27 protein-coding genes are annotated in these 26,046 nt (G+C 72.1%); 17 read left to right on the top strand and 10 right to left on the bottom strand.

Annotated features, from left to right (window positions below):
* Nucleotides 1-132: 132 nt before the first annotated feature.
* Both BS72_RS09460 and BS72_RS09455 read left to right on the top strand, forming a co-directional pair.
* Nucleotides 133-1,635, top strand: coding sequence for a hypothetical protein (locus tag BS72_RS09460; RefSeq protein ID WP_037908637.1), 1,503 nt, complete (start codon nt 133-135; stop codon nt 1,633-1,635).
* A 132-nt stretch (nt 1,636-1,767) separates the two neighbouring features.
* Nucleotides 1,768-2,586, top strand: a complete 819-nt coding sequence (locus tag BS72_RS09455) for a barstar family protein (RefSeq protein WP_037908635.1) — start codon at nt 1,768-1,770, stop codon at nt 2,584-2,586.
* Between the two features lie 85 nt (nt 2,587-2,671).
* Here BS72_RS09455 and BS72_RS09450 read toward each other — a convergent pair whose 3' ends face one another.
* The 3 genes from BS72_RS09450 to BS72_RS32105 all read right to left on the bottom strand — a co-directional run bounded on the left by BS72_RS09450 (nt 2,672) and on the right by BS72_RS32105 (nt 5,346).
* Nucleotides 2,672-3,724: a low temperature requirement protein A gene (locus BS72_RS09450; protein WP_232792295.1), complete on the bottom strand. Its 1,053-nt coding sequence runs from the start codon at nt 3,722-3,724 to the stop codon at nt 2,672-2,674.
* A 399-nt stretch (nt 3,725-4,123) separates the two neighbouring features.
* Nucleotides 4,124-4,348: a hypothetical protein gene (locus tag BS72_RS09445; RefSeq protein ID WP_037908634.1), complete on the bottom strand. Its 225-nt coding sequence runs from the start codon at nt 4,346-4,348 to the stop codon at nt 4,124-4,126.
* A gap of 158 nt (nt 4,349-4,506) precedes the next feature.
* The gene (locus BS72_RS32105) at nt 4,507-5,346 is read right to left on the bottom strand and encodes an ATP-binding protein (protein WP_051950856.1); all 840 of its coding nucleotides are present in this window, start codon (nt 5,344-5,346) and stop codon (nt 4,507-4,509) included.
* A gap of 261 nt (nt 5,347-5,607) precedes the next feature.
* Between BS72_RS32105 and BS72_RS09435 the strand changes: the two genes are divergently transcribed.
* Together BS72_RS09435 and BS72_RS09430 are read left to right on the top strand one after the other, a co-directional pair.
* Nucleotides 5,608-6,495 (top strand): helix-turn-helix domain-containing protein, encoded by an 888-nt coding sequence (locus BS72_RS09435; protein WP_322942175.1) that lies wholly within the window; start codon nt 5,608-5,610, stop codon nt 6,493-6,495.
* The gene (locus tag BS72_RS09430) at nt 6,492-6,704 is read left to right on the top strand and encodes a DUF397 domain-containing protein (RefSeq protein ID WP_037908632.1); all 213 of its coding nucleotides are present in this window, start codon (nt 6,492-6,494) and stop codon (nt 6,702-6,704) included. Before BS72_RS09435 ends, BS72_RS09430 begins: the two co-directional genes overlap by 4 nt.
* A 241-nt stretch (nt 6,705-6,945) precedes the next feature.
* Here the strand turns inward: BS72_RS09430 and BS72_RS09425 are convergent, their stop codons facing one another.
* From BS72_RS09425 to BS72_RS09410, 4 genes are all read right to left on the bottom strand, one after another.
* A complete protein-coding gene (locus tag BS72_RS09425) occupies nt 6,946-7,386 on the bottom strand; it encodes an SsgA family sporulation/cell division regulator (RefSeq protein WP_037908629.1) in 441 nt (146 codons plus the stop codon).
* A 235-nt stretch (nt 7,387-7,621) separates the two neighbouring features.
* Complete coding sequence (locus tag BS72_RS09420; RefSeq protein WP_037908627.1) at nt 7,622-8,440, bottom strand: SAM-dependent methyltransferase; 819 nt, start codon at nt 8,438-8,440, stop codon at nt 7,622-7,624.
* A 265-nt stretch (nt 8,441-8,705) separates the two neighbouring features.
* Nucleotides 8,706-9,920, bottom strand: a complete 1,215-nt coding sequence (locus BS72_RS32100; RefSeq protein ID WP_051950854.1) for an acyl-CoA dehydrogenase family protein — start codon at nt 9,918-9,920, stop codon at nt 8,706-8,708.
* 48 nt (nt 9,921-9,968) lie between these two features.
* Nucleotides 9,969-11,168: an acyl-CoA dehydrogenase family protein gene (locus tag BS72_RS09410; protein ID WP_078901190.1), complete on the bottom strand. Its 1,200-nt coding sequence runs from the start codon at nt 11,166-11,168 to the stop codon at nt 9,969-9,971.
* A 423-nt stretch (nt 11,169-11,591) separates the two neighbouring features.
* On the opposite strand from BS72_RS09410, the gene BS72_RS09405 reads away from it, so the two are divergent.
* From BS72_RS09405 to BS72_RS09360, 11 genes are all read left to right on the top strand, one after another.
* The gene (locus tag BS72_RS09405; RefSeq protein WP_037908622.1) at nt 11,592-12,737 is read left to right on the top strand and encodes an isopropylmalate synthase; all 1,146 of its coding nucleotides are present in this window, start codon (nt 11,592-11,594) and stop codon (nt 12,735-12,737) included.
* Between the two features lie 129 nt (nt 12,738-12,866).
* A complete protein-coding gene (locus BS72_RS09400; RefSeq protein ID WP_037908620.1) occupies nt 12,867-13,052 on the top strand; it encodes a lysine biosynthesis protein LysW in 186 nt (61 codons plus the stop codon).
* A 2-nt stretch (nt 13,053-13,054) separates the two neighbouring features.
* Nucleotides 13,055-13,903 (top strand): ATP-grasp domain-containing protein, encoded by an 849-nt coding sequence (locus BS72_RS09395; protein WP_037908617.1) that lies wholly within the window; start codon nt 13,055-13,057, stop codon nt 13,901-13,903.
* On the top strand, nt 13,900-14,958 hold the full coding sequence (gene argC, locus BS72_RS09390; RefSeq protein ID WP_037908615.1) for an N-acetyl-gamma-glutamyl-phosphate reductase: 1,059 nt from the start codon (nt 13,900-13,902) through the stop codon (nt 14,956-14,958). Before BS72_RS09395 ends, argC begins: the two co-directional genes overlap by 4 nt.
* The gene (locus BS72_RS09385; protein WP_037908613.1) at nt 14,955-15,767 is read left to right on the top strand and encodes an amino acid kinase family protein; all 813 of its coding nucleotides are present in this window, start codon (nt 14,955-14,957) and stop codon (nt 15,765-15,767) included. The genes argC and BS72_RS09385 overlap by 4 nt, the downstream gene beginning before the upstream one ends.
* A gap of 13 nt (nt 15,768-15,780) precedes the next feature.
* Complete coding sequence (locus tag BS72_RS09380) at nt 15,781-16,344, top strand: type 1 glutamine amidotransferase (protein ID WP_037908611.1); 564 nt, start codon at nt 15,781-15,783, stop codon at nt 16,342-16,344.
* Nucleotides 16,345-16,400: 56 nt separating this feature from the next.
* Nucleotides 16,401-17,519, top strand: coding sequence for a Glu/Leu/Phe/Val dehydrogenase dimerization domain-containing protein (locus BS72_RS09375; RefSeq protein ID WP_037908609.1), 1,119 nt, complete (start codon nt 16,401-16,403; stop codon nt 17,517-17,519).
* Nucleotides 17,516-19,168 (top strand): AMP-binding protein, encoded by a 1,653-nt coding sequence (locus tag BS72_RS09370; RefSeq protein WP_037908608.1) that lies wholly within the window; start codon nt 17,516-17,518, stop codon nt 19,166-19,168. The genes BS72_RS09375 and BS72_RS09370 overlap by 4 nt, the downstream gene beginning before the upstream one ends.
* Before the next feature lie 62 nt (nt 19,169-19,230).
* Nucleotides 19,231-19,578: a hypothetical protein gene (locus BS72_RS39485; RefSeq protein ID WP_322942174.1), complete on the top strand. Its 348-nt coding sequence runs from the start codon at nt 19,231-19,233 to the stop codon at nt 19,576-19,578.
* Nucleotides 19,488-20,516: a pyridoxal phosphate-dependent aminotransferase gene (locus tag BS72_RS09365; RefSeq protein WP_322942173.1), complete on the top strand. Its 1,029-nt coding sequence runs from the start codon at nt 19,488-19,490 to the stop codon at nt 20,514-20,516. Before BS72_RS39485 ends, BS72_RS09365 begins: the two co-directional genes overlap by 91 nt.
* Nucleotides 20,517-20,576: 60 nt before the next feature.
* Nucleotides 20,577-21,470 (top strand): fumarylacetoacetate (FAA) hydrolase, encoded by an 894-nt coding sequence (locus BS72_RS09360; RefSeq protein ID WP_037908606.1) that lies wholly within the window; start codon nt 20,577-20,579, stop codon nt 21,468-21,470.
* Between the two features lie 26 nt (nt 21,471-21,496).
* On the opposite strand, the gene BS72_RS09355 is transcribed toward BS72_RS09360, so the two are convergent.
* Nucleotides 21,497-21,931 carry a MerR family transcriptional regulator gene (locus tag BS72_RS09355; protein ID WP_037908605.1) on the bottom strand — a complete coding sequence of 145 codons (435 nt, stop codon included), beginning with the start codon at nt 21,929-21,931 and terminating at the stop codon, nt 21,497-21,499.
* A gap of 131 nt (nt 21,932-22,062) precedes the next feature.
* Between BS72_RS09355 and BS72_RS09350 the strand changes: the two genes are divergently transcribed.
* Entirely contained in the window at nt 22,063-23,205 is a 1,143-nt protein-coding gene (locus BS72_RS09350) for an MFS transporter (RefSeq protein WP_037908603.1), read from the top strand.
* A 212-nt stretch (nt 23,206-23,417) separates the two neighbouring features.
* On the opposite strand, the gene BS72_RS09345 is transcribed toward BS72_RS09350, so the two are convergent.
* The gene (locus BS72_RS09345) at nt 23,418-24,074 is read right to left on the bottom strand and encodes a response regulator transcription factor (protein WP_037908601.1); all 657 of its coding nucleotides are present in this window, start codon (nt 24,072-24,074) and stop codon (nt 23,418-23,420) included.
* A 254-nt stretch (nt 24,075-24,328) separates the two neighbouring features.
* Between BS72_RS09345 and BS72_RS35315 the strand changes: the two genes are divergently transcribed.
* Nucleotides 24,329-24,955: a TetR/AcrR family transcriptional regulator gene (locus tag BS72_RS35315; protein WP_051950852.1), complete on the top strand. Its 627-nt coding sequence runs from the start codon at nt 24,329-24,331 to the stop codon at nt 24,953-24,955.
* 210 nt (nt 24,956-25,165) lie between these two features.
* Here the strand turns inward: BS72_RS35315 and BS72_RS09335 are convergent, their stop codons facing one another.
* Nucleotides 25,166-25,939: an SDR family NAD(P)-dependent oxidoreductase gene (locus BS72_RS09335; RefSeq protein WP_107498749.1), complete on the bottom strand. Its 774-nt coding sequence runs from the start codon at nt 25,937-25,939 to the stop codon at nt 25,166-25,168.
* Nucleotides 25,940-26,046 lie beyond the last annotated feature (107 nt).

Genomic DNA, 26,046 nt, shown 5'->3' with positions numbered 1-26,046 from the left:
AGCGGGCGGGCGGAGGAGACGGACGCGCGCGGCCGGTCGTCGCGGCGGCGCGCGGCCGTGGTGCCGGAGCGACAGCGGGCGCGTACAGGGGCCGGTGGGACGGCTGCCGATGCCCCCTGGCATAGTGCGCGCATGCTTCGACGGATACGGATCGCCAGACGTCGTCCCTCCGTCCTGACGGCCTGTCTCGTCGCCGCTCTCGCCTCGGTGGTGACGCCCGTGGTCCCCGCGGCGGCCGACGGCTCCGGCCGGGTCTCCCTGCGGGTCGCCGTCCCGGCGTCCTTCCGGATGTACGCCGCCGACGCGGGCGCCACGGCCGTGAACAGCGACTTCGTCGTCCCCGTCACCGTGGAGGGCGGCGACGGGGGCCCGGCCCGCGACGTCAGGGTCACCGTGGACACCTCCGGGTTGGACGGCGTCGCGCGCGTGGGCAAGGGCGGCGGCGGGAACTGCTCCCAGGACGGCCAGGTGTTCACCTGCGGCTACGGCGACGTGCAGAACGGTGACGGCGAGTCCGCCGCGCCCTTCACGCTCAGCGGCGTGGACGGGGTCGAGCCCGGCGACAGCGGGAGGGTGACGTACACCGTCGTCGCGGACAACGCGGCGCCGGTGACCGGGAACATCCGGATGACCGTGGGCGGACCCTCGCTGCACACCCCGGCGGACGACGAGTCGGCGGACGCGGTGGTACCGGGCACGTCCCGGACGACGACGCCCCGGTTCGCGAACCACAGCCGTTTCACGGCGGAGCAGGGTGTCGCGCTCCGGGTCTCCGCCGACGACGGGCTGCTGCTGACCTCGCGCCCCGGCAACTGCTTCTTCGACGCCTCCTCCACCTCGGCCTGGTGCGCGTTCTCCACCAGGGCCGCACCCGGCACGGCCTACCGCACCAGCACCCCGCTCCGTTACACGGCCGCCGCCGGGAAGCTGACGGGCACCCTCTCCTACACCTGGTCGTCCGAGCCCGAGCGCCCCGCCGGACTCACGGTGCGCGGCACCGACCCCCCGCTGACCCTGACCGGGACGGCCGACCGCGGCCTCACCGGCGACACCGGGCACGTCAACGTCACGACCACCGTGCAGGTCGACTACCAGCCGGTGGCCTCGACCGTCAGGGGCCGGGTCGGCGACACGGTGACGGTCCGGCTGGGCGTGCGCGACAACGGACCCGGACGGCCGTTGAGCGCGGAGACCATGGGCGGCTTCACGGTCGTGCCGCCGGAAGGCACCACGGTGACGTCCATCCCGTACACCTTCGAGGACGACGGCGGCGACTGGGCGTGCGTGCGGCCGAAGAAGCAGGGCGGGGCGTTCGTCTGCGGCATCGGCTCCGACGAGTTCTCCGGCGCGCTGCACGAGGGCGGGACGACCGTCATCGGGTTCAGGGTCCGCATCGACCGCCGGGTCCCCGGAGCGAAGGGCACCATCCGCACGTCCAACCCCTTCGACCGGACCCCCGGGAACGACGAGGCGGCCATCCCGCTGGCCGCGTCCCCGGCGCCGCCGCACCGGACGGCCCACGGGAGCACGGTGGTCCGGACCGCCGCGTCCGCCGCGGGGATCGCCGTGCTCGTCGTCCTGGTGACCGTCCGCAGGCGCCGCCGCCGAGGCGCCGCGGCCGACGCGGACTCCTGACGTGGTCGAGGACGGCTCGTGCGATCTCCGCGACGGGCCGCGGGCGGTCACCGTCGTTCCGCGCTGGCAGCACGGCGTCGCGCTGTGACCGGCCGAACGCCGGTACGATCAGCGCTCTGGGGAGGGGGAGCGATGGGAACATCGGACCAGGGCAGTGTGGGACACGGTTGCGCGCTGACCTCGGATGAGGACGACGCCGACTTCTGGGGCTTCGCCCATGGAGCCGAGGGGCTGTTCACGCCACTGCCGGAAGGGGACGGAGCGCGGCGGGTGCACCTCGCGGGCTGCCGTCCGCAGGGTGGCCTGTTGAAGAGCCTCGACCACATCGGCGGTCGCCGCGCCGTGGCGGGGAACGCCTGGTTCGACATCCTCGACGCTGACGGAGCCGCCATGGGCTCCTACTTCGTCAACGAGGTCACCGTCGTCGGCGCCGTACCGTCCGCCCTGGGTGGCGGCCTGCTCGACCTCACGGTGACGCTGTGGTGCGACATGGCCCTGGCCGGAGCGGAGCGTGTGTGGGACCTGGTCCGCTCGGGTCGCCTGAACCGCACCGGCCTGTGGCACGAGTTGGTCCCCGACGGCACAAAGGCGTGGTTGTCGGTGGCGCTGTGGTCCCGGGAGTACCTGCGCCGGGGGAAGGCCGACGCCTCCGCGGGCCAGGTGTTCACCTTGGACGGTCGGCACATCGTCGACGAGGACAGCTTCTACTGCGCGATCGGTGAGGCCGTCAACGGGCCCGGCGGATACTTCGGCTGGAACCTCTCCGCCCTGAACGACTGCTTGGCGGGCGGCTGGGGCGCCGCCACTCCATTCACTCTGCGCTGGACGTGTTCAGCCGAGGCCAGAGCACGGTTGGTGGAGCGCGTGCCCAGCGACGACGGCGACGTCGCGCTGTTCGACGTGCTCCTGGAGATCTTCGAAGAGCACGGGGTGAACGTCGTCCTTCAGTGACGCAGTGAACGGGCCGGGTGTCCGCCGGGTGTCCGCCGGGTATCCGCTGCCCTTCCCGGTGAGGGGCGTTGCCTCGCGCGGCCGTTCAGCCGGCACGGGTCGTACCCGACCCGGAGGGGGACGACGGCCGCGGCTCGGCGGCCCGCCGCCGGTGGGGGCGCAGGTGCAGCGCCCACGTGGTGGTCAGGAAGACCGCCGCCGGTACGGCGACCATGGCGCCCGCGGCCTGCGGCGGGATGTCGGCCCGGTGGGTGACCTCGTCCGCGCTGACGGCCAGGCCCGCGCCGACGGCCGCCGCCGAGGCGAAGATCAGGTAGTGGCCGTAGGCCCACCGGAACCTCCTGCCCGGGCCCTTGTGCGTGGTGGCGAGCAGCGTGTGGGCGGGCCGGGCGAAGTACAGCCACCACATGGCGAACACCGTCAGCAGGCCGCCCGCGGCGACAAGGGACAGGGTCCCCGTGCCGCGGTGCTCGTCGAAGGCGGTGCGGACGGCGGTCGTGGCGGCGGCGACGGACTCGCCGAGCACGATCAGCGTGAACGACCCGTACCGTTCGGCGATGTGGTGCGGATGCCAGGGAGTCATCCCGGCGGACTGGGCCCACACCGGGACGCAGACCTCCGCCACCACCAGCACCGCGATGCCCACCGGACGCACCGGTCCGGGCAGGCTCAGCAGCGCCACCCAGCCGGCCTGGCAGGCCACCACCCCGGCGGTGAAGCGCAGCGCGGTCCGGCGCCGGAGCGGGTCCGCCCGCGCGGCGCGCAGCCACAGCCCGGCCAGCGCGCCGCGCATCACGACGTACCCGAGGACGATGACGCTCAGGTCGTCCCCGTCGAAGGCCCGCCGTACGCCCGCCGCGAGGATCAGCGAACCGGTGATCTGGACGAACACCGTCAACCGGTACGCCGTGTCGTCCGGGTCGTAGGCGGAGGCGAACCAGCTGAAGTTCATCCACGCCCACCACACGCTGAAGAAGACGACCGCGAAGTGCAGCACACCGGCGGCGCCCTGCCCGCCCTCCACCGCGGCACGCAGTCCCGCGGACGCCTGGCTCACCGCGACCGCGAAGCACAGGTCGAAGAGGAGCTCCAGCGAGGTCGCGACCCTGTGCCTCTCGCCGGGGTCACGGGCCTTCATGACCCCGGCACCGGGCGGCCGCGCGGACGCGCCTCGACGCAGCATCATGCCGACGCCCCCAGCACGGCGTTCCCCGCGACACCGCGCCGCGGCAGCCCGCCCGCCGACGCGCCACCGCTCCGCCGCGCCCTGTCCGGCACGGCCCGCCGGGGCGTCCGCCGGGCACCCGCCCGGCCCGGGGCCGTCGGGACCGGTTCCGTCTGCTCGCCCATCCCGTCCCGTCTCCTCGGCGTCGGCTCACCGGCCGTCGTGGGGAGCCGGCCGCACGCCGACCGTAGGGCCCTGCGACGCCGCCGACCCGTCGTCCCGCGCACGGGACCTTGACCAGCGGCGCACCGGTGTACGAGGCCGCGGTCGCGGTCGCCGGCTCCCGGGGAGCGCGGACCCGGCCGCGGGGCGTCACGCCCCGCGGCCGAGGAGTTCGGCGACGACGCGGTCCAGGTCCAGGTGCGCCCCCTCGGTACCCAGCGGCACCACCGCGGCGGCCTGTTCCAGGAACGCGGTGACCGCCTCGGCCGCGACGTCCAGCACGGCGGCCCCGGCGGCGGACCCACCAGGCTCACCACTTCCAAGCGCCGCCGCCAACGCCACGGCCCGCATGCCCATAACCGGCCACTTCACCATGCCAACTCCTTCGAGCTGCTCAGCTCGTTACTACGAGTTGGTGGCCCGGGCATCCGAAGAGTCGATGATTGACCGCAACCGGGTTTTCAAACGCGAGGCGACCCCCGCCACAGTCAGTGGCGAGGGTCGCTGGCAAGGCATCTGGCCGCGTGTCGCCGCTACTCCGCAAGAATCGTCTTCATCGGAGCTGAGGCGACGCTGGGATGAGGAATATCTGCTCCCGGCGGGTCGGGATCGACGGGATCGACGATTCCCATGGTGAACCAGACGGACTTTCCCGGCCGATCCACATCGTAACGAGTGCCCCAGTCCTCCGAAAGCATGTCCACCAGCATGAGCCCCCGACCCCCTTCGGCGTCAAGGACTTGGCTTTTCATGACGGGAGTTCCAGCCCCGCAGTCCCACACCCTGACTTCGAGACTACTCACAGTGACGCGCACTTGGACATCAAAGAGGCGGCCGGTCGAACGCGCCTCAACAGTGCTCTTGATTGCGTTGGTGGCCAACTCCGATGCCAGGAGTACGGCGACATCCGCGTACTCACCAAGGCGCCAAGAGTGAAGCGTGTCCGCCACAAAAGATCGCACAACGCCCACAGAGGACGGCGAAGCTGTCATCGTGAGCTGTGCGAACCCGTTACGCAGAGAAGCAAGGGAATTTTGCCATGCTTCTTTCTCTCCGGGAATCTTATCTCCCACGCACATGACAACTGCGTTCAGAGTGTGCTCCAGCATGTGAATTCGCTGATCCCGAAGCACTTCGCTCCTACCCAGGTGGGCGAGATCGAGAAGAATGACTTGGCGCGTACCGGTGACGCCCATGGTGGCAACCATGTCGTCAAATTCGGGGCGCGGTCCGGAGTCGTCGTCAGTGAATATCCGTTGCAGGGCGAAGCCGCGGCGGTGGCAATAGTCCTTGAGGACGCTTTCCGCCTGGGCAAGATCCGCATCCGGAGTCGTCACATCAGCACATAAGTATCCGAAGGCCAGTGCACCCATCGCGCACCTTCCAATGATCCGCGCGGCCCCGACGACGGAAGCGACGAGTCGTCAGGGCAGCCTGAAGATGACCCTGTTGGCCGCCTCCATGTCGAGTGGCGGCGACAGGACGAGTGAAGCACTCGCAAGTCTCACCACGCAAGCTTTCATCAAGAGACTTGCACCGTGATGAGCTGCAAGATTGCACCCTCCTATTGCAAGGTTGGAGTGAAGGTGCTTTCATTCTGCGCGCAAGACGCTCTGACGAAGAGGGGGTGAAAAGTGGTGACAGATGCCTCTACGGGATCGACTGTGCCGCGCCGGCAACTTGGTCGGCAGCTTCGCGATCTGCGCCAACAGGCCGGGCTCACGCTCAAGGCAGCCGCCGCGACCCTGGAGTTCTCCGAGACGAAGATGTGGCGCATCGAGACCGGACAGACGGTCATGCGCACTCTGGACGTCGAACAAATGTGTCGCATCTACGGTGCGCCCGAGGACGCCACCAAGTACCTGATGAGCATCGCGAAGCAGACCCGGGACAAGGCTTGGTGGTTCAGCTACGGTGACGTGATCGTCCTGGGTTTCGACCTCTACCTCGGGCTGGAAGAGGCGGCCGCTCGCCTGTCATGGTACGAAGCAAACTTGGTCCCGGGACTGCTTCAGACGAGAAACTACGCCCGGACTCTGATACGGGAAGACAATCCCGATCTCTCATTTATCGAGATCGAACGTCGTGTCGACCTGCGCGTGGCACGACAGAGGCTTCTCCGAAGGAGCTTCAACGCACCGGATTTGCATGTGGTGTTGGATGAGGCGATCATGCACAGGCCGGTCGGCTCGACCGAGGTGATGGTCGAACAGCTGAAGCTACTGTTGAAGTTGGGAGATCTTCCAAACGTCTCACTTCGCGTCGTGCGGTATGCGGCGGGTGTACATCGCGGCCTCTTGTCCGGGCCGTTCGTTCTGCTGGACTTCCCGCTCAACGTCAACGGGCAGCCCAGCGAGCCTTCAACTGTCTACGTCGATGGCTTTGCAGGGTCTCTCTACCTGGACCGGCCTCACGAAGTGGAGCGCTACTCCAGCGCCTTCACAAAGCTCTGGGACGAGGCGGAAAACGAGAAGGACTCGGCGACAATCATCTATCAAACAGCAAAGGGACTGGAGAATTGAGTACTCACGATCTGACTTCCGCTGAGTGGTTCAAGAGCAGCCGGAGCAACGGCCAGCAGAACTGCGTCGAGGTCGCGATCCTTCCTGCCGTCGTGGCCGTGCGTGACACCAAGGACAAGGGCAGGGGTCCGATCCTCGAATTCTCTCCCGCCGTGTGGCAGGAATTCGTCACAAGCGCGGCGGACGGAGCGTTCGGCCTTCCTCGCTGACTCCTCAAAAGCGCGTTGTCCGTCACTGGGCAGCGCGCTTTTTCGCGTGCCCGTTCAGGTACGGGAAAGAGGGCCGAGGCCACCCGTTCTCTGAGCGTTCGGGCGGAGCCTTGCCGTCAAGGGCGCCTGTGGCGTTCCACGTCGTCCCGCGCACGGGACCTTGACCAGCGGCGCACCGGTGTCCCAGGCCGTGGTCGCGGTCGCCGGCTCCCGGGGAGCGCGGGCCCGGCCACGCGGGGCGTCACGCCCCGCGGCCGAGGAGTTCGGCGACGACGCGGTCCAGGTCCAGGTGCGCCCCCTCGGTACCCGGCGGCACCACCGCGGCGGCCTGTTCCAGGAACGCGGTGACCGCCTCGGCCGCGACGTCCAGCACGGCGGCCCCGGCGGCGGACCTGACGACGATCCGCGCCCAGTCCCGACAGCGGCTCCGCCGGGGTCGGACCAGGACGTCGCCGAGACCGGCCGGCCGGCACATCCCCTCCGCCAGGAGCCCGCGCGCGAACACCCACTCGACCGGGCGGGGTGACGTCGTCCCGATGGACAGGCACACGGCGTAGGGGTGCGACGCGTCGTACCGCAGCGCGGCCGGCAGCGTGACCGGAGGTTCGCCCGTGACGGCGACGTGCGCCACCACGTCGTGGGCGACCGAGGTTGCGGCGGTACTGGAGGACGGGTGGGTCATCTCGTACCCCTTTCAGCGAGTTCTCGGGGAGGCAGGGGGTTGTGCGACGACCCTAGAACCGCCGGCGGGCGCGGCTTGCCGGGGAACGTACGCGGCGTTGTCCGCGAGAGCACGGGCGCGCGGCCCGCCGACCGGACGGGCACCGATCGGACGGCCGCTGACCGGACGGCCCTCCCCTCGCCCAGGACGCAGGCGGCGCGGACGACTGGCCCGCGCGCCTCGTCCGCCACCGGGGTCAGTGCTTGATGCCGACCCCGCCGTAGAAGCCGACGCGCGCCAGCTCCCGCTCCGTCGGCACCGGGCCGTCAGGACGCCAGAGCGGCGGCTGGACGAGTCCGGGCTCGACCGGCTCGAAGCCGTCGAAGAAGGCCGACACCTGCTCGTGGGACCGCAGGGTGAGCGTGGCGGTGGCCCCCCTGTCCCGGTAGACGTCCCGGGCCTCCCCGAAGTCGCCGTCCAGCGGGTGGAAGTCGCCGGTCGCGTGGCTGAGGACCAGGTGGCTGCCGGACGGCAGCGCGTCCCGGTAGGCGGCGACCAGCCCCGCCGGGTCCTCGTCGTCCCGGACGAAGTGCAGGACGGCCATCAGCATCAACCCGACCGGTCGGCGGAAGTCGACCAGTTCCCTGACGGTCGGATGCTCCAGGATGCTCTCCGGGGCGCGCAGATCACCCAGGACGAAGCCGGTGTTCCCCGTACCCAGCGCACGCGTCCCCGCGTACGTCCCCACGATCGGGTCGTTGTCCACGTACACGACACGGACCTCGGGCGACACCTCGTGGGCCACCTGGTGGGTGTTGGGCGCGGTGGGTATGCCGGTGCCGATGTCGATGATCTGCCCGACACCGCTCTCCGCCATGTACCGCACCGCCCGGTGCATGAACCTCCGGTTGTCCCGCGCCATGGGCACGATGTCCGGGAAGAGGTCGATCACGCGCTGCGCGGCCGCGCGGTCGACGTCGTAGTTGTCCTTGCCGCCGAGGTAGTAGTCGTACATGCGGGCCGGATGGGGCCTGCTGGTGTCGATCTCCCCGACGGGGAATTCCTGGTCGGTCAACGCGTCCTCCCGTTGCTTCCACGTTCCCCGCAGGGTAGTTGGGGCAGCGCGGCGCGGGTACCCGTCGGCCGGCGTCCTCGCGGACCGGAGCGCGCCCGTCCGCTGAGGGATCGAGCCCTCCCCTCCGCCCGGTCGGGCCGGTGGCCCCTCCGCCCGGTCGGGCCGGTGGCCCCTCCGCCCGGTCGGGCCGGTGGGACGGGGGCCATGGGGGTACCCCCGTCCCGCCGGCCTGTACTCCGTGGAGGCGGCGGGCCGCCCGAGGGGCTCAGTCGGCGGAGCCGGTCGTCTCCGCGAAGCGCGCGAGCCCTCGCGGATCGTGCTTCAGGCCGCTGGCGTCCAGCCAGTCGAAGGGCCGGTAGACGGCGGGGCCCAGACCGATTCCCTCGGCCACCTGCTCGCGGAGGCGGTTGGAGGTGAAGCCGCCGATGACGTTCATCTGGGCGTCCCGGTAGAGCCGTTCCACCTCGCTTCCCTGGGTCACGCCCAGCGCGCCGAGGATCTGGACGGCGCGCGCCGCGACGGTCACCCCCATCTCCGTGGCGTAGATCTTGATCATGGCGATGAGGTCGCGGACCGGGCGCCCGGCCAGCCGCTCGGCCAACGCCCGGTGCGCCAGCAGACGAGCGGCGTCGATCTGCGCGCGCGACTCGGCGATCTGCGCCTGCACGCCCTCCATGTGTCCCAGAGGCCGGCCGAACGACACCCGTTCGCCGGCGTGCCGGACCGAGGCCGCCAGCGCCGACTCCGCGACGGCGATACCCGCGAAGGCGTTCTTCACCCAGCCCCAGGCCATCCCCTCGGCGAGTTCGGAGAACGGTACCGGGATGACGTCCTCCTCCCCGACCCAGGCGTCGGTGAAGACGATTCCGCCCCATGGCATGCCGCGCAGCCCCATGTGCGGGATGTCGTAGCGCCGGACCTGGTCCTGTCTCAGGTCCACGAAGGCGAGGCACCAGTCCGGTCCGTCGTCGTCCGCGGCCTTCTCCCGGCGGGCGAGGACGACGGCCAGGTCGGCGTTGGGGGCGTTGGTGATCTTCGCCTTCTCGCCGTTGATCACGAAGCCGCCGCCCGGCTCGGCGGCGGGGCGCACGGTGGTGCGGTAGGTGCCGGCGTCGCTCCCCGCCGTGGTCTCCGCCACGGCGAAGGCCGCCAGGCTCTCTCCCGAGAGCAGCGGGCGCAGCAGCCGCTCGTGCCGGACGGGATCACCGTAGGTGGCGATCAGCTTGCAGCACAGCAGTGCCGACACCGTCGCCGACCAGTAGGTGCCCGGGCAGGCCCGGGCCAGGGCTTCCATGGCCTCGGCCTGCGTTCGGGCGTCGGCCCCGGTGCCGCCGATCTCCACCGGGTGGAACAGTCTCAAGTACGCGCTCTCGCGCAGCTCCTGCCAGTTCTCCTCCGGTATGTGCCCGGTGGCATCGGTCCGGGCGGCCCGGGCGGCGATCCCCGGGAAGCTCCACGCGACGCGCTCGCTGTTGGTCATCCTCAGCACCTTTCTGGCGGTCAGCGGTCAGCGGTCAGCGGTCAGCGGTCAGCCGAGCTTCAGCAGCGGCGCGGCGATGACGGGGCGCAGCACTTCGGGTCCGCCACCGGTCTCGGCGAAGAACAGCGCGTCCCGGTGGGCCCGCGCCACGAGGTGGCCGCCCGAGAGCGCGTCCGGGCCGGTGATCCGCGCGGCCCCCTCGATGACCGTGCGCAGGGCGGCCGCCACGAAGAGCCGGGCGGCGGCGGCGTCCTGTTGCGAGGGGCGGCCTCCGGCGTCGAACTGTCCGGCGGCGCGGCGCAGCAGGCCCGCGGCCAGCTCGCACTGGGTGGCCAGGTCCGCGAGCAGGAAGCGGGCGGACTGGTTGTGGGTGAGGGGGCTCCCGAAGAGCCGTCGCGTCCGGGCCGCGGCGGCGGCGTCCTCGGCGAGGGCGCGCATCAGGCCCAGCCACGGCGCGCTCAGGAAGACCCAGTCCAGCGCCGCCAGCAGCGGTTCGACCTCCACCGCCGCGCCGCCGGCGGTGCCCAGCAGCGCCTGCGGCGGCACCGGGCAGTTGTCCAGTACCAGTCGGCCCCACGAGCAGGTGCGCATCGCCGCGGGCGTGGTGGCGCCGATCATCAGTCCGGGAGTGGCGCGGTCGACGAGGAAGGCGGAGCGGCTGCCGTCCTCCTCGGTGGCGATGACGAGGAAGTGGTGGGCCACCGGGGCACCGGCGACCATGTCCAGTTCGCCGTCGAGGACCCGTCCTCCGGGTACGGCCGCCTGCCGGCGGGCGGTCACGGTGGGGTCGGACGCGCCGCCCTGCGTCTGGAGCAGCGACAGCGCGCCGATCCAGGCGCCGGAGGCCATCCGGGGAAGGTAGCGTTCGCGCTGGCCGGAGCTGCCGAAGACGAGCAGCGGGGCGGTGGCGAGCACCGCGTGGACGGCCACCGCGAGGGACAGGCCCGGGTCCCGGCCGCCCTGGCCGAGCCCTTCCAGGAGCGCCAGTGTCCCGGTGGCGGAGAGACCGCTCCCGCCGAGCAGCCGAGGCACGAGGGGACCGGTGAGCCCCGGCCCTGACCCGTCGCCGGCGAGCGCGGCGAAGAGCCCCGCGTCCCAGCGCGACTCGCGGTCGCGGTCGTCCGCGCCGGGCCGGACCAGACGGGCGGCCAGCTCTTCCGCCCAGGACGACGACGGCGGCGGCACGGGTCCGTCGGCGTCGGGGCCCACGTCGGCAACGGGCTTTTCGTAGGTAGGAGAAAGCGACATCTGTTTCCCTTCTTCCCTTCGATACGGGGCACCCGAACATCCGGAACACGGTCACGCCGTACGGAGTTCAGATCATTCCCGGATTCGCCTGGAGGGCGACCGGACCCGCGGGTGAGGAGCAGACACCCGGCGACCGTATCCGAATCAGGAGCGGCCACTCGTGACGTGCCCGGAGAATTGAGGATGACACGACACTGGCTGACGAACCTGAACGGGTATGACGTTCACCGCACCATCGTTGACGAACCTCTGACATCGCAGACGTTGCAGGCCCAGGTGGCGTTCGGCAAGGATGTTCCCCGTCGCCACCGCACCGCCCGCCGGACGGAACCCCGGAAGCGGAAGGCGGACCGGATGCGCGTGCGTGCGTTACTTCAAGGCGCTTTTCCATCGCCGAGGAAACGAAGGAAAAGGAGCAATGCAATGGCCTCGAATCCGAGCGAAAGATCTCCGCGCCCCCTGATATCGGATGCCACTCTGCGCGATTCCGCGCACATGGCCGGCGTGGAATTCACTCCGGCGGACGCCACCGTCATCGCGAGTCTGCTGGTGCGAACCGGCGTGGAGCTCGTCGAAGTGGGAATGGTCTCCGGCCCCGACTCGAAGGACGCCGACCTGGTGCTGGCCACCCACGAGGCGGTCGGCCCTGAGCGGAGCATGACGCTGCTCGTCGTACGGGACCGCCAGCAGGTGGCGCGCGCCCTCGACGAGGCGGAGCGGCTGGGTGTGCGGCACATCATGTACTCGATCCCCACCTCCGAGCAGCACGCCCGGCTCAAGCTGGGCACGCCGAGCGCCAAGTTCCTCCACACGCTGGCCCGTTCGGCGATCGGCCAGGCCAAGGACCGCGGCTTCCACGTCACCTTCAGCGGCGAGGACGGCGCCCGCACCCCCAGGGAGCGGCTCGTCCCCTACGTCACCGCCGGCTTCGAGGCGGGCGCCGACCGGTTCCGCCTGGCGGAGACCGTCGCGTACCTGTCGCCGTGGCAGATGGAGGAGGTGATCGGCGACATCACGGCCATCGACGGCTCCGAGATCGAGATCCACTCCCACAACATGCTGGGGATGGCCGTCGCCAACTCCCTGGCCGCCGTGCGCGCCGGCGCGCGGTGGATCTCGGCGACCGTCGGCGGCATCGGCGAGCGGGGCGGCAACGCCCCGCTGGCTGAGCTGCTCACGTCGCTGCGCATCCTGCACGACGACACCCGCTTCGACCTGTCCCACCTCACCGAGCTCTCCCGCGTCGCCCTGCGGGGCTCCGGCCTCGGAGAGGCCTTCCAGTCGGGCCCGACGTCCCCGCACGCCTTCGCCTACGAGCTGCCCGGCCAGCTCATCCACCCCGAGGCGTACGAGACGCTGGCGGCCGAACTGGTCGGCAACAGCCGTGAGCTGCGCGTCCGCAGCCGCCTCACCACGGCGCTCGTGAAGTGGGCCCTCGACGGGTCCGGGCTCCTCGTCGACGTCGACGCCTTCACCCCGTGGCTCACCGAGCGCCAGGGCCGCGACGGCGACCCGCTGCTCGACCGGGACGCGATCCGCAAGGCCGCCGTCGACTTCCAGTCCGTCTGATCCCCCGGTCCCCCACCCCCCACGCACCACGCACCACCCGGGCCACCCCCACGCCCACCCGCACCGCTCCACCCGTCCCCATCAGTCCCCACCAGTCCCCACCAGTCCTGACCAGAACGGGAGACACCCATGACCACCGCCACCCTCACCGGCGACTGCCCCGAGTGCGAGACCGACCTGACCGTGCCGCCGGTGGTGCAGGGCGAGACCCTGTCCTGCCCGGAGTGCATGCTGACCCTCCGCGTCGAGAAGGTGGAGAACGGCCGCCTGGTCCTGGAGATGGTCGAGGTCCAGCTGCGCGACTGGGGCCAGTGAGCATGGCCGCGAAGGTCGCCGTCGTCGCGGACCGGATCGGCTGGGAGGAGCGTCGGCTCATCGACGCCGCCCCCGCCGCCGGTCTGCGGATCGACTGGGTCAACGACGAGTCGCTCTGCCTCGGCCACCCCAAGGCCCCCTCGCTCGACGGCTACCAGGCCGTGCTGGTCCGCAGCCGCAGCTACACCCGCGGCGGGCTGATCGCCACCCTGGCCGAGTCCTCCGGCGTGCCCGTCCTCAACAGCTCCGCCGCCATCCACGCCTGCGAGAACAAGCTCGTGCTGCGCACGGTGCTGCGCTCGGCCGGCGTGCCGGTCCCCGACTTCCGGCTCACCCTCTCCCGCAAGGACTTCGCGCGGGCCGTGGCGGAGATCGGCACGCCCGTGGTGCTCAAGCCGATCTACGGCGGCATGGGCAAGCGGGTCACCCTCATCCGCGACGCCGACCTGGCGCACTCGGTCTACGACTACGTCGAGGACCTCGGGCACGCCTTCGAACAGGCCGGCCTGGTCGAGCCGTACCTCGCGGCCGGCTCCATCCGCTGCCTCGTCGTCGGACGGCGGATCGTGGCCGCGGCGGAGTTCGAGACCGCCGGGGCCGACTGGCGCAGCAACGCGGCCCTGGGCAACCGCAGCCGCGCGCTGACCGACGACCCCGAGGTGCGGAAGGTCGTGGACGGCGTCGTCGACACCCTCGGCCCCGGGATCTACGGGGTCGATCTCTTCCGGACCCCGGAGGGCCACCTCGTCAACGAGGTCAACCACGCCCCGGCCTGGCGCGGGGTCGCCTCCACCACCGACGTCGACATCGAGTCGGCCGTCATCCGCCACGTCCAGGAGGTACTGACGTGATCCGCGCGGGAATCGTCGGGGCCTCCGGCCTCGCCGGCGGCGAGCTGATACGGCTCATCGAGCAGCATCCCGACTTCGAACTCACCTTCCTGGGCGGCGAGTCCAGCGCCGGGAAGCGCCCCGCCCAGCTGCACCCCGGCCTCCGGATCGACTTCGGGCTGACCGTCGAGCGCGTCACGCCCGAGGCCGTCGCCGACCGGTGCGACGTGGTGTTCCTCGCCACGCCGGCCCCGGCCTCCGCCGAGCTGGCCGCGCTCCTCGCCGACCGCGTGCCCTGCGTGGTCGACCTCAGCGGCGCGTTCCGCATCCGTACGCCGGAACTGCACCGGCGCTGGTACCCCAAGGCGGAGCGGACGACCGAGCTGGCCGACCGCTTCGTCTACGGGGTGCCGGAGCTCATCGGCGACCAGCTCGCCGGCGCGCCCCTGATCTCGGTGCCCGGCTGCTACGCCACCGCCATCACCCTCGGGCTGGCGCCGCTCGTCCTCGGCCTCGGCCTGGAGCTGCGGACCGTCGTGGTGGACGGCAAGAGCGGGTCCAGCGGCGGCGGCCTCCAGCTGCGCACCGCCGACCTGCACCCCTTCCGCAACGGCGCGATCGCCCCGTACGCGCCCACCGGCCACCGGCACGCGGCGGAGGTCGGCGACTTCCTCCAGCGCGCCAAGCCCGGCACCATCGGCTCGCTGAGCATGTCCGCCTACGGCGTCTCGCACGTCCGCGGCCTCCTCACCAGCTCCTACGTGTTCACGGACGAGCCGGTGGACCAGCGGTCCCTGCAGAAGGCGTTCGTGTCCTTCTACCGCGGACACCGTTTCGTGCGGGTGCGGCGGAACGCCGAGACGCTGATCCCGGTGCCCGACCCGCAGGCGGTCCTCGGGTCCAACTACTGCGACGTCACGGTCCTGCACGACGAGGACGCCGGCCGCGTCGTCGTCCTCTCCGCCCTCGACAACCTCGTCAAGGGCGCCGCCGGACAGGCCGTCCAGGCCGCCAACATCCGGTTCGGGCTCCCCGAGGAGGCCGGCCTGACGATGCAGCCGGTGATGCCGGCATGAGCGCGGCGGAGACGGCCCGGCACAGCGCGGTCCCGCTCGTCGTCAAGCTCGGCGGCAGCTGCCTCGACGGCCTCGCGGGCGACTGGTGGGACGACCTCGCCGCGCTCGCCCAGGACAGACCCCTGGTCCTCGTGCACGGCTGGTCCAAGCCGCTCAAGCGGCTCAGACCCCGCTACAGCGAGCCGTCGGCGATCCTGCGCGACCGCTACGGCAACCAGAGCCGCTGGACCACCCCCGAGGTCATCGCCGACATCAAGACGGTCAGCGCCGAGCTGGCCGAGGACGTCCTCGGACGGCTCGACCGCCGCGGCGTCGGCGGCGAACGGCTGCTGGGCAGCGACGGGCTGGTCGGCGCCGGCGAGGGCGAGCGGTGGTGGTGGCGGGAGAAGCAGCTCGTCGAGCTGGAGAACCTCGTCGGACCGATCACCTCCGTCGACCCGACCCCGCTCAAGGGCCTCCGGCCGGGCCACGCCCACCTCGTCACGCCGCTCGCCCGCAACTCCGCCGGCCAGGAGGTCAACACCGACGCCGACCGGGCCGCCGCGGCCCTCGCCGGCGCCGTCGGGGCGACCGACCTGGTGCTCGTCACCGACGTCGCGCACCTGCTCGTCGACGGCGCGCCGGTGGACCGGATCACCGCCGCGGCCGCCGCCGCCTTCCGCGACTCCGGCGCCACCGGCGGCATGCGCAAGAAGCTCCGCGCCGCCGGCGAGGCGCTGGACCAGGGCGTGGAACGGGTCGTCATCGGCAGCGCCCCGGTCTCGGACCTCCTCGCCGCCCGCACCGGCACGGTCATCACCCGGAACTGAGGAGCACACCATCGTGGCGCAACCCCGTGTACTCGTCGTCAACAACGGCACGCTCTCCCTCAAGCAGCTCCGCGGGCGTTTCGAGGAGCTGGGCTCGCGGACCGACGTCGTCACCGCCTCCGAGGTCCCCGCCCGCCTGGACGACCGCTACCAGGCGGTCGTCATGAGCGGGACCAAGGTGCGGGCCTACGACCGCGACTTCTACCGGCCGCTCATCGACCTGGTGACCGGCTCCCGGGTCCCGGTCTTCGGGATCTGCGGCGGCATGCAGATCCTCGGCGTCGCCCACGGCGGCCGGCTCGCCGACGGCCCCCAGCGGGTCGGCGGGTACGAGGTCCAGGTCGACACCGAGGACCCGCTCTTCGCCTACGTCAAGCCGTCCGTGACCGTCTTCCACCGGCACACCCTCTACCTCCAGGAGGCCCCCGAGGGCTTCCGCTCCATCGGCCGCTCCGAGCACGCGCCCGTGGAGTTCCTGCGCTCCGACGACGGGCGGATCTACGGCGCCCAGGCCCACCTGGAGTTCCGCCGGGACGGGCTGGAGATCCTGCGCGGCTTCGTCCAGCTCTACCAGTGACAGCCGTGCGCCGCCGGCGCACGTGACCCGACTCGACACCCCGGAAGGACACGAGAATGAGCGACCCCGAGAAGACGGACCCCGCGTTCACCGTCCACCTCAACGGCAGCGGCGGCAGCATCACGGGCTGGGTCGTCGTCGACTCGCTGTACGACGGCCTGGCCATGGGCGGCGTGCGCATGACGCCCGGCGTCACGCAGGAGGAGGTGGCGGGCCTCGCGCACGACATGACCCAGAAGTTCACCCTCGCCGGACTGCGCATCGGCGGCGCGAAGGGCGGCATCGTCTCCGACGGCACCGACCGCGACACGACCTTCCGCACCTTCGGCCGTACGGTCAAGCCGCTGCTGCACGGCGGCATCCACCTGGGCATCGACATGGGCGTCACCCCCGCCGACCGCGCCGTCTTCTTCGAGACGGCCGGCTACGACCCCCGCTACCGGCTGGGCGCCCCCGACATGCCGATCGACTGGCGCACCTACTACGAGCCGCTGATCGACTGCACCGGCCACGGCGTCGGCGTCGCGGCGGTCACCGCCCTGGAGGCCGACGGCCGCACCGGGCCGGCCCGCGTCGTCGTGCAGGGCTTCGGCGCGGTGGGCCGCGCGGTCGCCCGCTTCCTGGAGGACCGCGGGCACGTGGTCGTCGCGGTGGCGGACATCGAGGGCACCATCAGCGCCGACCGGCTGCCGGTCGCCGGACTGGTCGCCGCGACCGACGAGTTCGGCCGCATCGACCGCTCCCGCCTGCCGCAGGGCGTCACCGTGAGCGGCGAGCCCGACGCCTGGCTCGACGTCGACGCGGACCTGCTCGTCCTCGCCGCCCAGAAGTACGCGCTCAACGCCGACAACGCCCACCGGCTGCGCGCCCGCCTGGTGGTCGAGGGCGCCAACCTCGCCTCCGGTTCCGAGGCCCGGGAGAAGGTCCGCGCCTCGGGTGCCACCCTGGTCCCCGGGGTCATCGCCAACATCGGCGGGGCCGGCTCGGCCGCCCTGGCCGTCACCCGGGTCGTCCCCTTCGAGCTGGCCGCCGAGGCCCGCAAGGCGTGGGTCTTCGACTGGATCGGCGAGCGCGTCCGCCGCAACACCCGGGACCTGCTGGAGATCGCCTCGGCGACCGCCGGCGACCCACTGCCGGAGCTGCTCGCGGTGCGGCACGAGGAGCGTCGCCGGTGACCGCCGTCGGCGCCACGCCGGATCGGAGCACCTCGGCGGACCGCCTGGCCGAGTACCGGAGGCGCGGCTGGTGGCGCGACGAGACCTTCCTCGACGACCTCCGCCGGCAGGCCCGCGAGCGGCCGCGCAAGCTGGCCATCGCCGGACGCCGGCTGGACGAGGCCCGCACCGACACCCTCGACTACGCCGAACTCATGCGGCTGACGGAGCGGTTCGCGGGCGGCCTGCTGGAACTGGGCGTGCAACGCGGCGACGTCGTCGCGGTCCAGCTGCCCAACCGGTGGGAGATGGTGCCCCTGATGTTCGCCTGCATGTCGGTCGGCGCCGTCCTGTGCCCCATCGCCCCGGTGTGCACGGAGGACGAGCTGCGGCACCGGTTCGAACTCACCGAGGCCAAGGTCTGCGTCACGGTGGCCGACCATGACGGCTACCCGCTGGCCGAGACGGTGCACGCGATGCGCTCCGAACTGCCGCTGGAGCACGTCGTCGTGGTGGACGGCCACGCCCCCGAGGGCGCCGTCGACTTCCACGACCACTTCGTCTCCACCCACTGGGAGAAGCGGTACGCCGGGCAGCTCGAAGGGCTCCAGCTGCGCCCGGACGAGCCGTTCGTGGTGCTGTTCACCTCCGGCACGACCGGCTACTCCAAGGGCGTGGTGCACAGCCAGAACACCGTGCACTCCGGGGTCCGCGGGTACGTCGACACCTTCCTCCTCGACGAGGACCTGGTGGCCGTGGTGACCACGCCGCTGGTGCACTACTCCGGCCTCGGCCAGGGGGTGCTCGCCACGGTGATGCTCGGGGCGACCGCCGTCTTCCAGGACGGCCAGCACCACGCCGGGCTGCTCGACCTGGTGGAGCGGTACCGGGCCACCCTGCTGTACGGCCCGCCGCCCACCCTCTCCGGCATCGCCCAGGCCCAGCGCGTCGACCCGCACGACGTGTCCAGCCTGCACCACACCGTGACCGGTGCCGCGCCGGTGCTCCAGCAGCTGGTGGACGAGCTGCGGCAGACCTTCGGCACCCGGACGTACTCGGTCTGGGGCATGTCGGAGTTCGGCCCGGTCACCATCACCCGGCTCGACTACAACCAGGACTGGGCGGCGCACAGCCACGGCCGGGCGATCGACTCCATGGAGATCCGCATCGACCTGTGCCACGACCCCAGCAAGCGGGCACCGGTGGGCCGGCTGCGGGTGCGCGGCGCGTCGCGGGCCCTCGGCTACCACAAGCAGCAGGACGCCTTCGACGCCGAGCTGAGCGAGGGCGGCTGGTTCGACACCGGCGACGTGGCCCGCGACGACAGCCGCGGCGGCATCCGCATCCTGGGCCGCGCGCGGGACACCATCCTGCGGGACGGGCTCGTCGTGCCGATGGCCGAACTGGAGGCGATCCTCTCCCGGCACCCGAGGATCACCGAGGCGGCGCTGGTCGGACTCGACGGGACGGTGGACGACCCCATCCTGGCCGTCGTCGTCCCCCGCGGCGAGGCCGCGGTCACCCTGGAGGACGTCCGCGGGTACCTGCGCGACGCCGGCCAGGACCCCCGCTTCCTCCCGGAGCGGCTGGAGGTCACGCCCGCGCTGCCGAAGACGCTCACCGGCAAGGTCCGCAAGGTCGAACTGCGGCAGCGCTACGCCGCGGGCTGACCCCTCTTCCCCCTACCCCGGTCCCGCCGGTCGCCCCGGCCCGCCCTCACCAGGAGCCCGCCATGTCCCCACCCGTCCCGGTCACCCTGTCGGCGACCCTCGCCGCGGACGCGGAGCTGGACCGCCGCCGCCGTGCCGGGGAGGAGGTCGTGCCCCTGGCCAGCGGCGAGATCGGCCTGCCGGTGCTGCCGGAGCTGCGGGAGCGGCTGGGGCGGGCGGCGGACCGCAACGCGTACGGCCCCGTCACGGGGAGCGCCGCGCTGCGGACCGCCGCCGCCGGGTACTGGCAGCGGCGGGCCTGGAGGCCGACCCCGGCCTGGTGGTCTGCGGCCCGGGCAGCAAGCCGCTGCTGTTCGCCCTCCTGCTGGCCGTCGGCGGCGATCCCGTCGTGCCGGTCCCCACCTGGGTGAGCTACGCGGCGCAGGCCCGCCTCGCCGGGGGACGGCCCCTCCCGGTCCCCACCCTGCCGGGCGAGGGCGGGGTGCCGGACCCGGCGGCCCTGCTTGAGGCGGTCCCGCGGGCCCGCGCCGCCGGGCGGGACGTGCGCTGCGTGGTGGTCACGCTGCCCGACAACCCCACGGGCACCATCGCCTCCGCCGCGACCGTCCGGCGGCTGGCGGAGGCCGCCCGGGAGCTGGACCTCGTCATCGTCTCCGACGAGATCTACTGCGACCTGGTCTTCGCCCCCGGCGACCGGGCCGTCTCCCCGGCCGAGTTCGCCCCGGAGCGGACCGTCGTCACCACCGGACTGACGAAGAACCTGGCGCTCGGCGGCTGGCGCGTCGGCGTCGCCCGGCTCCCCGGCGGCCCGCTCGGGCGGACCGTGCACGAGCGGCTGGCCGCGATCGCCAGCCAGGTCTGGTCGAGCACGGCGGCACCGGTGCAGGCCGCCGCCGCCTATGCCTTCGCCGAACCCCGCGAGGTCGTCGACCGGGTCGCCGCCTCGCGCCGACTGCACGAACGGGTCGTCCGGGCCGTGGCCGGCCGCGTCACCGCGACCGGTGCCCGGCTGGCGCCGGTCCGGGCCACCTGCTACCTGTACCCCGACTTCGAGCCGCTGCGCGCCCGGCTGTCCCGGGCGCACGGGGTGGCCGGCGGCGGGGAGCTGGCGGCGCTGCTCGCCCGGCGCCACGGCGTCGGCGTCCTGCCGGCCACGGCCTTCGGGGAGCCGGAGGACGCGCTGCGGATCCGGATCGCCACCAGCCGCCTGTACGGCGAGAGCGAGCACGAACGCCTCGCCGCGCTCACCGCCGCGGACCCCCTCCGGCTCCCGTGGATCGCCACGTCCCTGGACCGTGTCGCGGCGGCCTTCGCCGACCTGGCCGGCGAGCCCGTACCGGGTTCCTGACCGGTCCCCGGAAACCACCCCCCAGCCCCGTACACCCTTCTCCCAGGAGGTACCCCCGTCATGACCGTCCTCTTCACCTGCGCCTACCGGGGCCGCCGGTACGTGGGCATCGGCAAGCCCGTCCCCGGCGTGCCGCACCGGCTGCACGAGGTCCCGCACGAGCGGCTCCGGGCGGCGTTCCTCGCCGGCGGCGGCGCGGAGGCGGTCGTCAGCGCCGTCACCTCGGGGACCGCGACGGTCGACGTCGCCGTCGACGACCCCGAACTGACCCTGCTGCCCCCGCTGCTGCCCGAGACCGGCGAGGCCCTGCTGACCGGCTTCATGGGCACCCACCGGTCCAAGTACGACCACGACCCGGACCCCGCCCAGGAGTTCCGGCCGCCCAACTGGCTGATCAAGGGCTTCGGCTCCTGGTTGCGCATGCCCGACCAGCCGCTGGCCGCCGCCGCGTCGACGGTCGCCCTGCTGGAGGAGCCGGAGGTCGCCCTCGTCCACGTCAACGACGACGACGGCACCCCGCACTACGCCGGCTACACCTTCGCCAACGACCTCAACGACATCGGCTACCACCTGCAGAACCCGTGGGGGTGGACCCCGTACTCCAAGCTCTGCGAGACGTCCATGACGCCCTGGCTCTTCCTCGATGAGCCGCCGCGCACCGTCACCGGCCGGATCACCATCGAGCGGGAGGGCGCGGCGGCCTGGAAGGGTGACTTCTCCTGCGGCTCGGACGCCCTCTACCACCGGGTGGACGACCTGCTGAACCACCTCTTCTCCTACCCGGTCGTGCGCCGGCCGGAGCTCGTCACCTACGTCCTGCTCGGCGCCGACAAGGCCAGCTACCACGACGGGTTCCGGATCGCCGACGGCGACCGGATCACCATCGACGTGCAGAGCCACGACACCGTGCTGTCCAACGTCATCGCCTACACCGGGCAGACCCGCGTCGTCTGACCGGCCGCGGTCGGGCGCCGCCGCCCTCAGGAGGCGGCGGCGCCCGCCTCCGACGGCGCGGCGGCCTCGCGGGCTCCGCCCCCGGCGGTGGCGAGGGGCCGCTGGCCGCCGCGCACCGCCTCCAGGTAGTCCGCGATGGCGTCCCGGTTGCGGACCAGGCACCGGATCCGCTCGGTCATGCTGTCCCGCTCGCTCTCCAGCGTCGCGATCGTCTCCGGCGTGGCACCGGCCACGTGGATGGCGCGGGGCTGGTCGATGCAGGGGAGCACCTGCTTGATGACCCGGGTGGGCAGCCCGGCCTCCAGCAGTCCCCGGATCTGGAGGACCCGGTCCACGCACCGCTCGTCGTACTCCCGGTACCCGTTCAGCGAGCGGGCCGCCGGCAGCAGCCCCTGCTCCTCGTAGTACCGCAGCAGCCGCCGGGAGATACCGGTGCGCTCCGACAGTTGACCAATGCGCATGTGACCCACCTCACGTGCCATCGACTTGACCATCACACCAATGTAAGGGTTTGAGGATACCGGTCATGACGACCTCTCAGGAACAAGCACCCGTCAGAAGCCAGGAAACAAACGCCGAATCGCGACTCCCCATGTCACCGCTGCTGGCCCTGGGCACGGCCGCGTTCATGGGCATCCTGACCGAGGCACTCCCCGCCGGCGTGCTCCCCGAGATGGCCCACGACCTCTCGGTCAGCGAGGCCGCGGCCGGGCAGTCGCTCACCGTCTACGCGCTCGCCACGGGCCTCTCGGCGATCCCGGTCTCCATGGCCACAGCGGGGTGGCGGCGCAAGCAGCTGCTGCTGCTGTCGGTCTCGGTCTTCGCCGTCGCCAACGTGGTGACAGCCATCTCGTCCAGCTACCTGCTGACCATGGCCTTCCGCCTGCTGGCCGGCATCGCCGCGGCCGTGGTCTGGGCCGAACTCGTCGGCTACGCACGCCGCCTGGCACCCCCGCACCTCCAGGGCAGGGCGATCGCCCTCACCATGGCAGGGGTCCCCCTCGCCCTGTCGTTGGGCATCCCCGTAGGCACCTTCCTCGGCAACGTCTTCGACTGGCGGGTCACCTTCGGACTGGTCGCCCTGATCTCCGTCCTCCTGCTGGGGTGGATCACGGCCTCGGTCCCGGACGCGCCAGGGCAGCGTGCGGGCAACCGGGAGCCCATCCTCCAGGCCCTCCGGCTCCCCGGCGTGGTCGCCATCCTGTTCGTGGTCGCGGCGTACGTGCTGGCGCACAACATCCTGTACACGTACATCTCCACCTTCCTCGACGCCTACCACATGGGCTCCTCGCGCGACATCGTCCTCCTGGTCTTCGGTATCGCCTCGGTGGTGAGCATCTTCATCACCGGCGCCCTGGTCGACCGGAAGCTGCGGACGCTGACGATCGGCAGCACCGCGCTGTTCCTGGTGGCCTCGATCTGCCTCGGCCTGCTGGCGAGCAGCCCGGTCGTGGTCTACGCGGCGATGGTGCTGTGGGGCCTGGGCTGGGGCGGCGTCACCACGCTGCTCCAGACCGCCGTCACCGACGCGGGCGGCGACCGCGGACAGGCGCTCCTGGTGACCGCCTGGAACTCGTTCATGGCCGGCGGCGGCGCCGCGGGCGGCATCCTGCTCGACGCCCTCGGCCCCAAGTCCTTTCCCTGGACGGTCGGGGCGCTCCTGGTGCCGGTGCTGCTGGTCGTCGTCATCGGCCGGCGGCACGCCTTCCCGGCCAAACGCCCCAGTGCCGTCTGATCCGTTCAGCACAGGGCCGCGGCCGTCACCACCCCTGGTGACGGCCGCGGCCCGGACCGTCTCCCGGCCCGATGCCCTCCGGAACGGGAACGCCGCCCCGGACGGACCGCCGATACGGGTTTCCACCAGCTCTGCCGACTCACAGAGGCCACTCACGTGCCGTTCTCGCCTCCGCCCCCGGCCACGGACGTGGAGGAGGGCGCCGGGCCGGGTCAGCCGCGGCCCATGCGGTATCCGACACCGCGGACCGTCACGATCCAGGCAGTGGATCCGAGCTTCGCCCGGAGACTGCTGACGTGGGTGTCGATGGTCCGGGTCGAGCTGGTCCAACTGGTTTCCCACACCTTGGCCATCAGCTCCTCGCGGGTCACTATCGCCCCGGGGGCCGCGGCCAGCGTCTGCAGGAGCTCGAACTCCTTGGCGGTGAGATTCAGCAGCCGCCCCGCCAGCCGCACCTCCCGGGCCGCCCCCTCGATCTGGAGCGGACCCAGGCGGGCGGTGAGACCGTTCGGCTCCGACCTGAACCGGGACCGCCGCAGCACCGCCTCGATGCGCGCCGCCATCTCCCGCGAGCCGCACGAGGCGACCACGCAGTCGTCCGCCCCGGCCTGGAGGGCCAGAACGCGGTCGAGTTCGGCGTCGTGAGTGGCGACGGAGATCAGCGGCTTGTCCCCCGCCCCCCGTATGGACCGGCAGACCTCAAGGCCGTCGATGTCCGGGAGGTCGAGGCCGAGCAGGACCAGGTCCGCGTGCCGGTAGGCCCGCAGCGCCGCGGCACCCGTGTCGACGCTGGTTGCCGCGTACCCCTGCCGGCGCAGGTCGCGCACCCGTCTGTCCGCGGCGTCGGGGTCGTCCTCGACCACCAGCACACGAACGCCCGACCTCTGCGCTCTCCCTGCCGGCCGGCGCTCCGAGCCCGCCGCGGAGTCCTCGTTCACATCATGCGATGAGGTGTCACCTGCGTGCATCGTTCCCCCTGATACCGAAGGGTGAGGAAGCATCAGTTATGATCCTCACGACTATCACAAATAATAGTGTATCTTTTTTTTCTCGGTCAACGGTGACCGGTCTCACGTCCGCGGGCGGCAGCACGCGGGTTGCGGTGGCGCGAAAGGATCGCAGCATGCAGGAGAGGGCGGCGCGGACACGTGAGGTCCTGATCCGCGCGGCCGCACGGGAGTTCGACAGCATCGGGTACGCGGGGGCCTCTCTCGCCGGGATCGCCAGATCGGCCGGGATCTCGGTAGGGGCCGTGACCTTCCACTTCCCGTCGAAGGCGCAGCTGGCCGCGGCGGTCAACGAGCGGGGGCTGGCGGCGACGGCCGCCCTCGTGGAGCGGGTGACGGCCCGGGGCGACGCCTCGGTGGAGTCCGTGGTCACGATGACCCTCGCGCTCGCCGACCTTCTGGAGAACAACGTGACCGTGCGCGCGGCGGCCAGGCTCACACGGGAACAGCAGGGCCAGGGAGCGGTGCAGGACTGGACCTCGGCCTGGATGCCCCGGCTCCGCGAACTCCTGGGGCAGGCGCCCGGCGGCTCCCGGGGCGCCTACGCCGACTCGACGACGCTCACGGCCCTGGCCTCCTACCTCGTGGCGGGCGTGGAGGCCGACCTACGGCACCGCGGCCAACCGGGCCACTGCCCTCCCGAGGGGCCTGTCGACCAGCTCGCCCGGATCTGGTCCCTGGTCTCCCACGGGCTCGTCCCGCCCGAGCCCCCTCCCAGCCATCGTCGTCGACCGAGCTCGTGACGGTTCGGGCACCGGGTGGCACGGGTGCGCCCGTGCCACCCGGTGCCCGAACCGGGCAGCACCCGGACCACCGCCCGGTGCCCGTGCCACCCGGTGCCCGGAACACCCGCCACCCGGACCGCCTGCCCGCCGAGGACCGGCGGAGGCTCGCTGAGGACCGGCGGAGGCGGCCGACGGCCGGCCACCGCCGCGCCCACTCCGCGCGCCCCCTCACACGGCGCTGCACCCTCCGTCCACGGGGACCGCGCCACCGGTGACGAACGACGCCTGATCGCTCAGCAGCCAGGCCGCCGCCCGGGCGACCTCGACCGGCTCCGCCAGACGAGGCTGGATGGCGCGGGCGACAGCCGCCTGCTCCAGTTGCGGTACGGCCGCGATCGCCTCCTCCAGCAGCTCGGTCCGGGTGGAGCCGACCATGAGCGCGTTGATCCTGATGTGATGCCGCCCGTACTCCGCGGCAGCGGCGCGGGTCAGCCCCAACACGGCGTGTTTGGCGGCCACATACGGTGACACCACGCCGGTGGCGAACGACCCCGCCGTGCTGGAGGTGTTCACGATGGCGCCGCCCGCACCCCCCTGGAGCATCGCCGGTATCTGCCGCTTCATGCAGTTCCACACCCCGCGCACGTTCACGTCCATGATGCGGTCGAAAACCGCGTCCTCCGTCTCGTGCAGTACCGTCCCGAGCGAACCCCACCCCGCGTTGTTGAAGGCGGCGTCGAGCCGTCCGAAGGCGTCAAGGGTGTGTGTGACGGCCCGTTCGACGTGCGCCGGGTCCGTCACGTCCCCCACGACCGCCTCCGCCGTGCCGCCCCCGTCCCGGATCTCCGCGACGAGGTCTCGCAACCGCTCCCCGCGCCGCGCCATCAGCGTCACCGCCGCCCCCTCGGCGGTGAAGAGCCGGGCCGCGGCCGCGCCGATACCACTGGAGGCCCCCGTGATCATGACGACCTTGTCACGAAGAAGCCCCTGGGCGGCTGTCATCTCGCTCTCCTCCCCCACGTCGCGTTCCTCCCCCGCGGCTTCGCGTCATCCCCCACCACTTCGCGTTCGTCCGCCACTTCGCGCCCTCGGCACGACGGCCTCGGCGC

The sequence above is a fragment of the Actinacidiphila yeochonensis CN732 genome, from assembly GCF_000745345.1.
Lineage (GTDB): Bacteria > Actinomycetota > Actinomycetes > Streptomycetales > Streptomycetaceae > Actinacidiphila > Actinacidiphila yeochonensis.
This window is presented reverse-complemented; position numbering and strand designations above follow the sequence as displayed.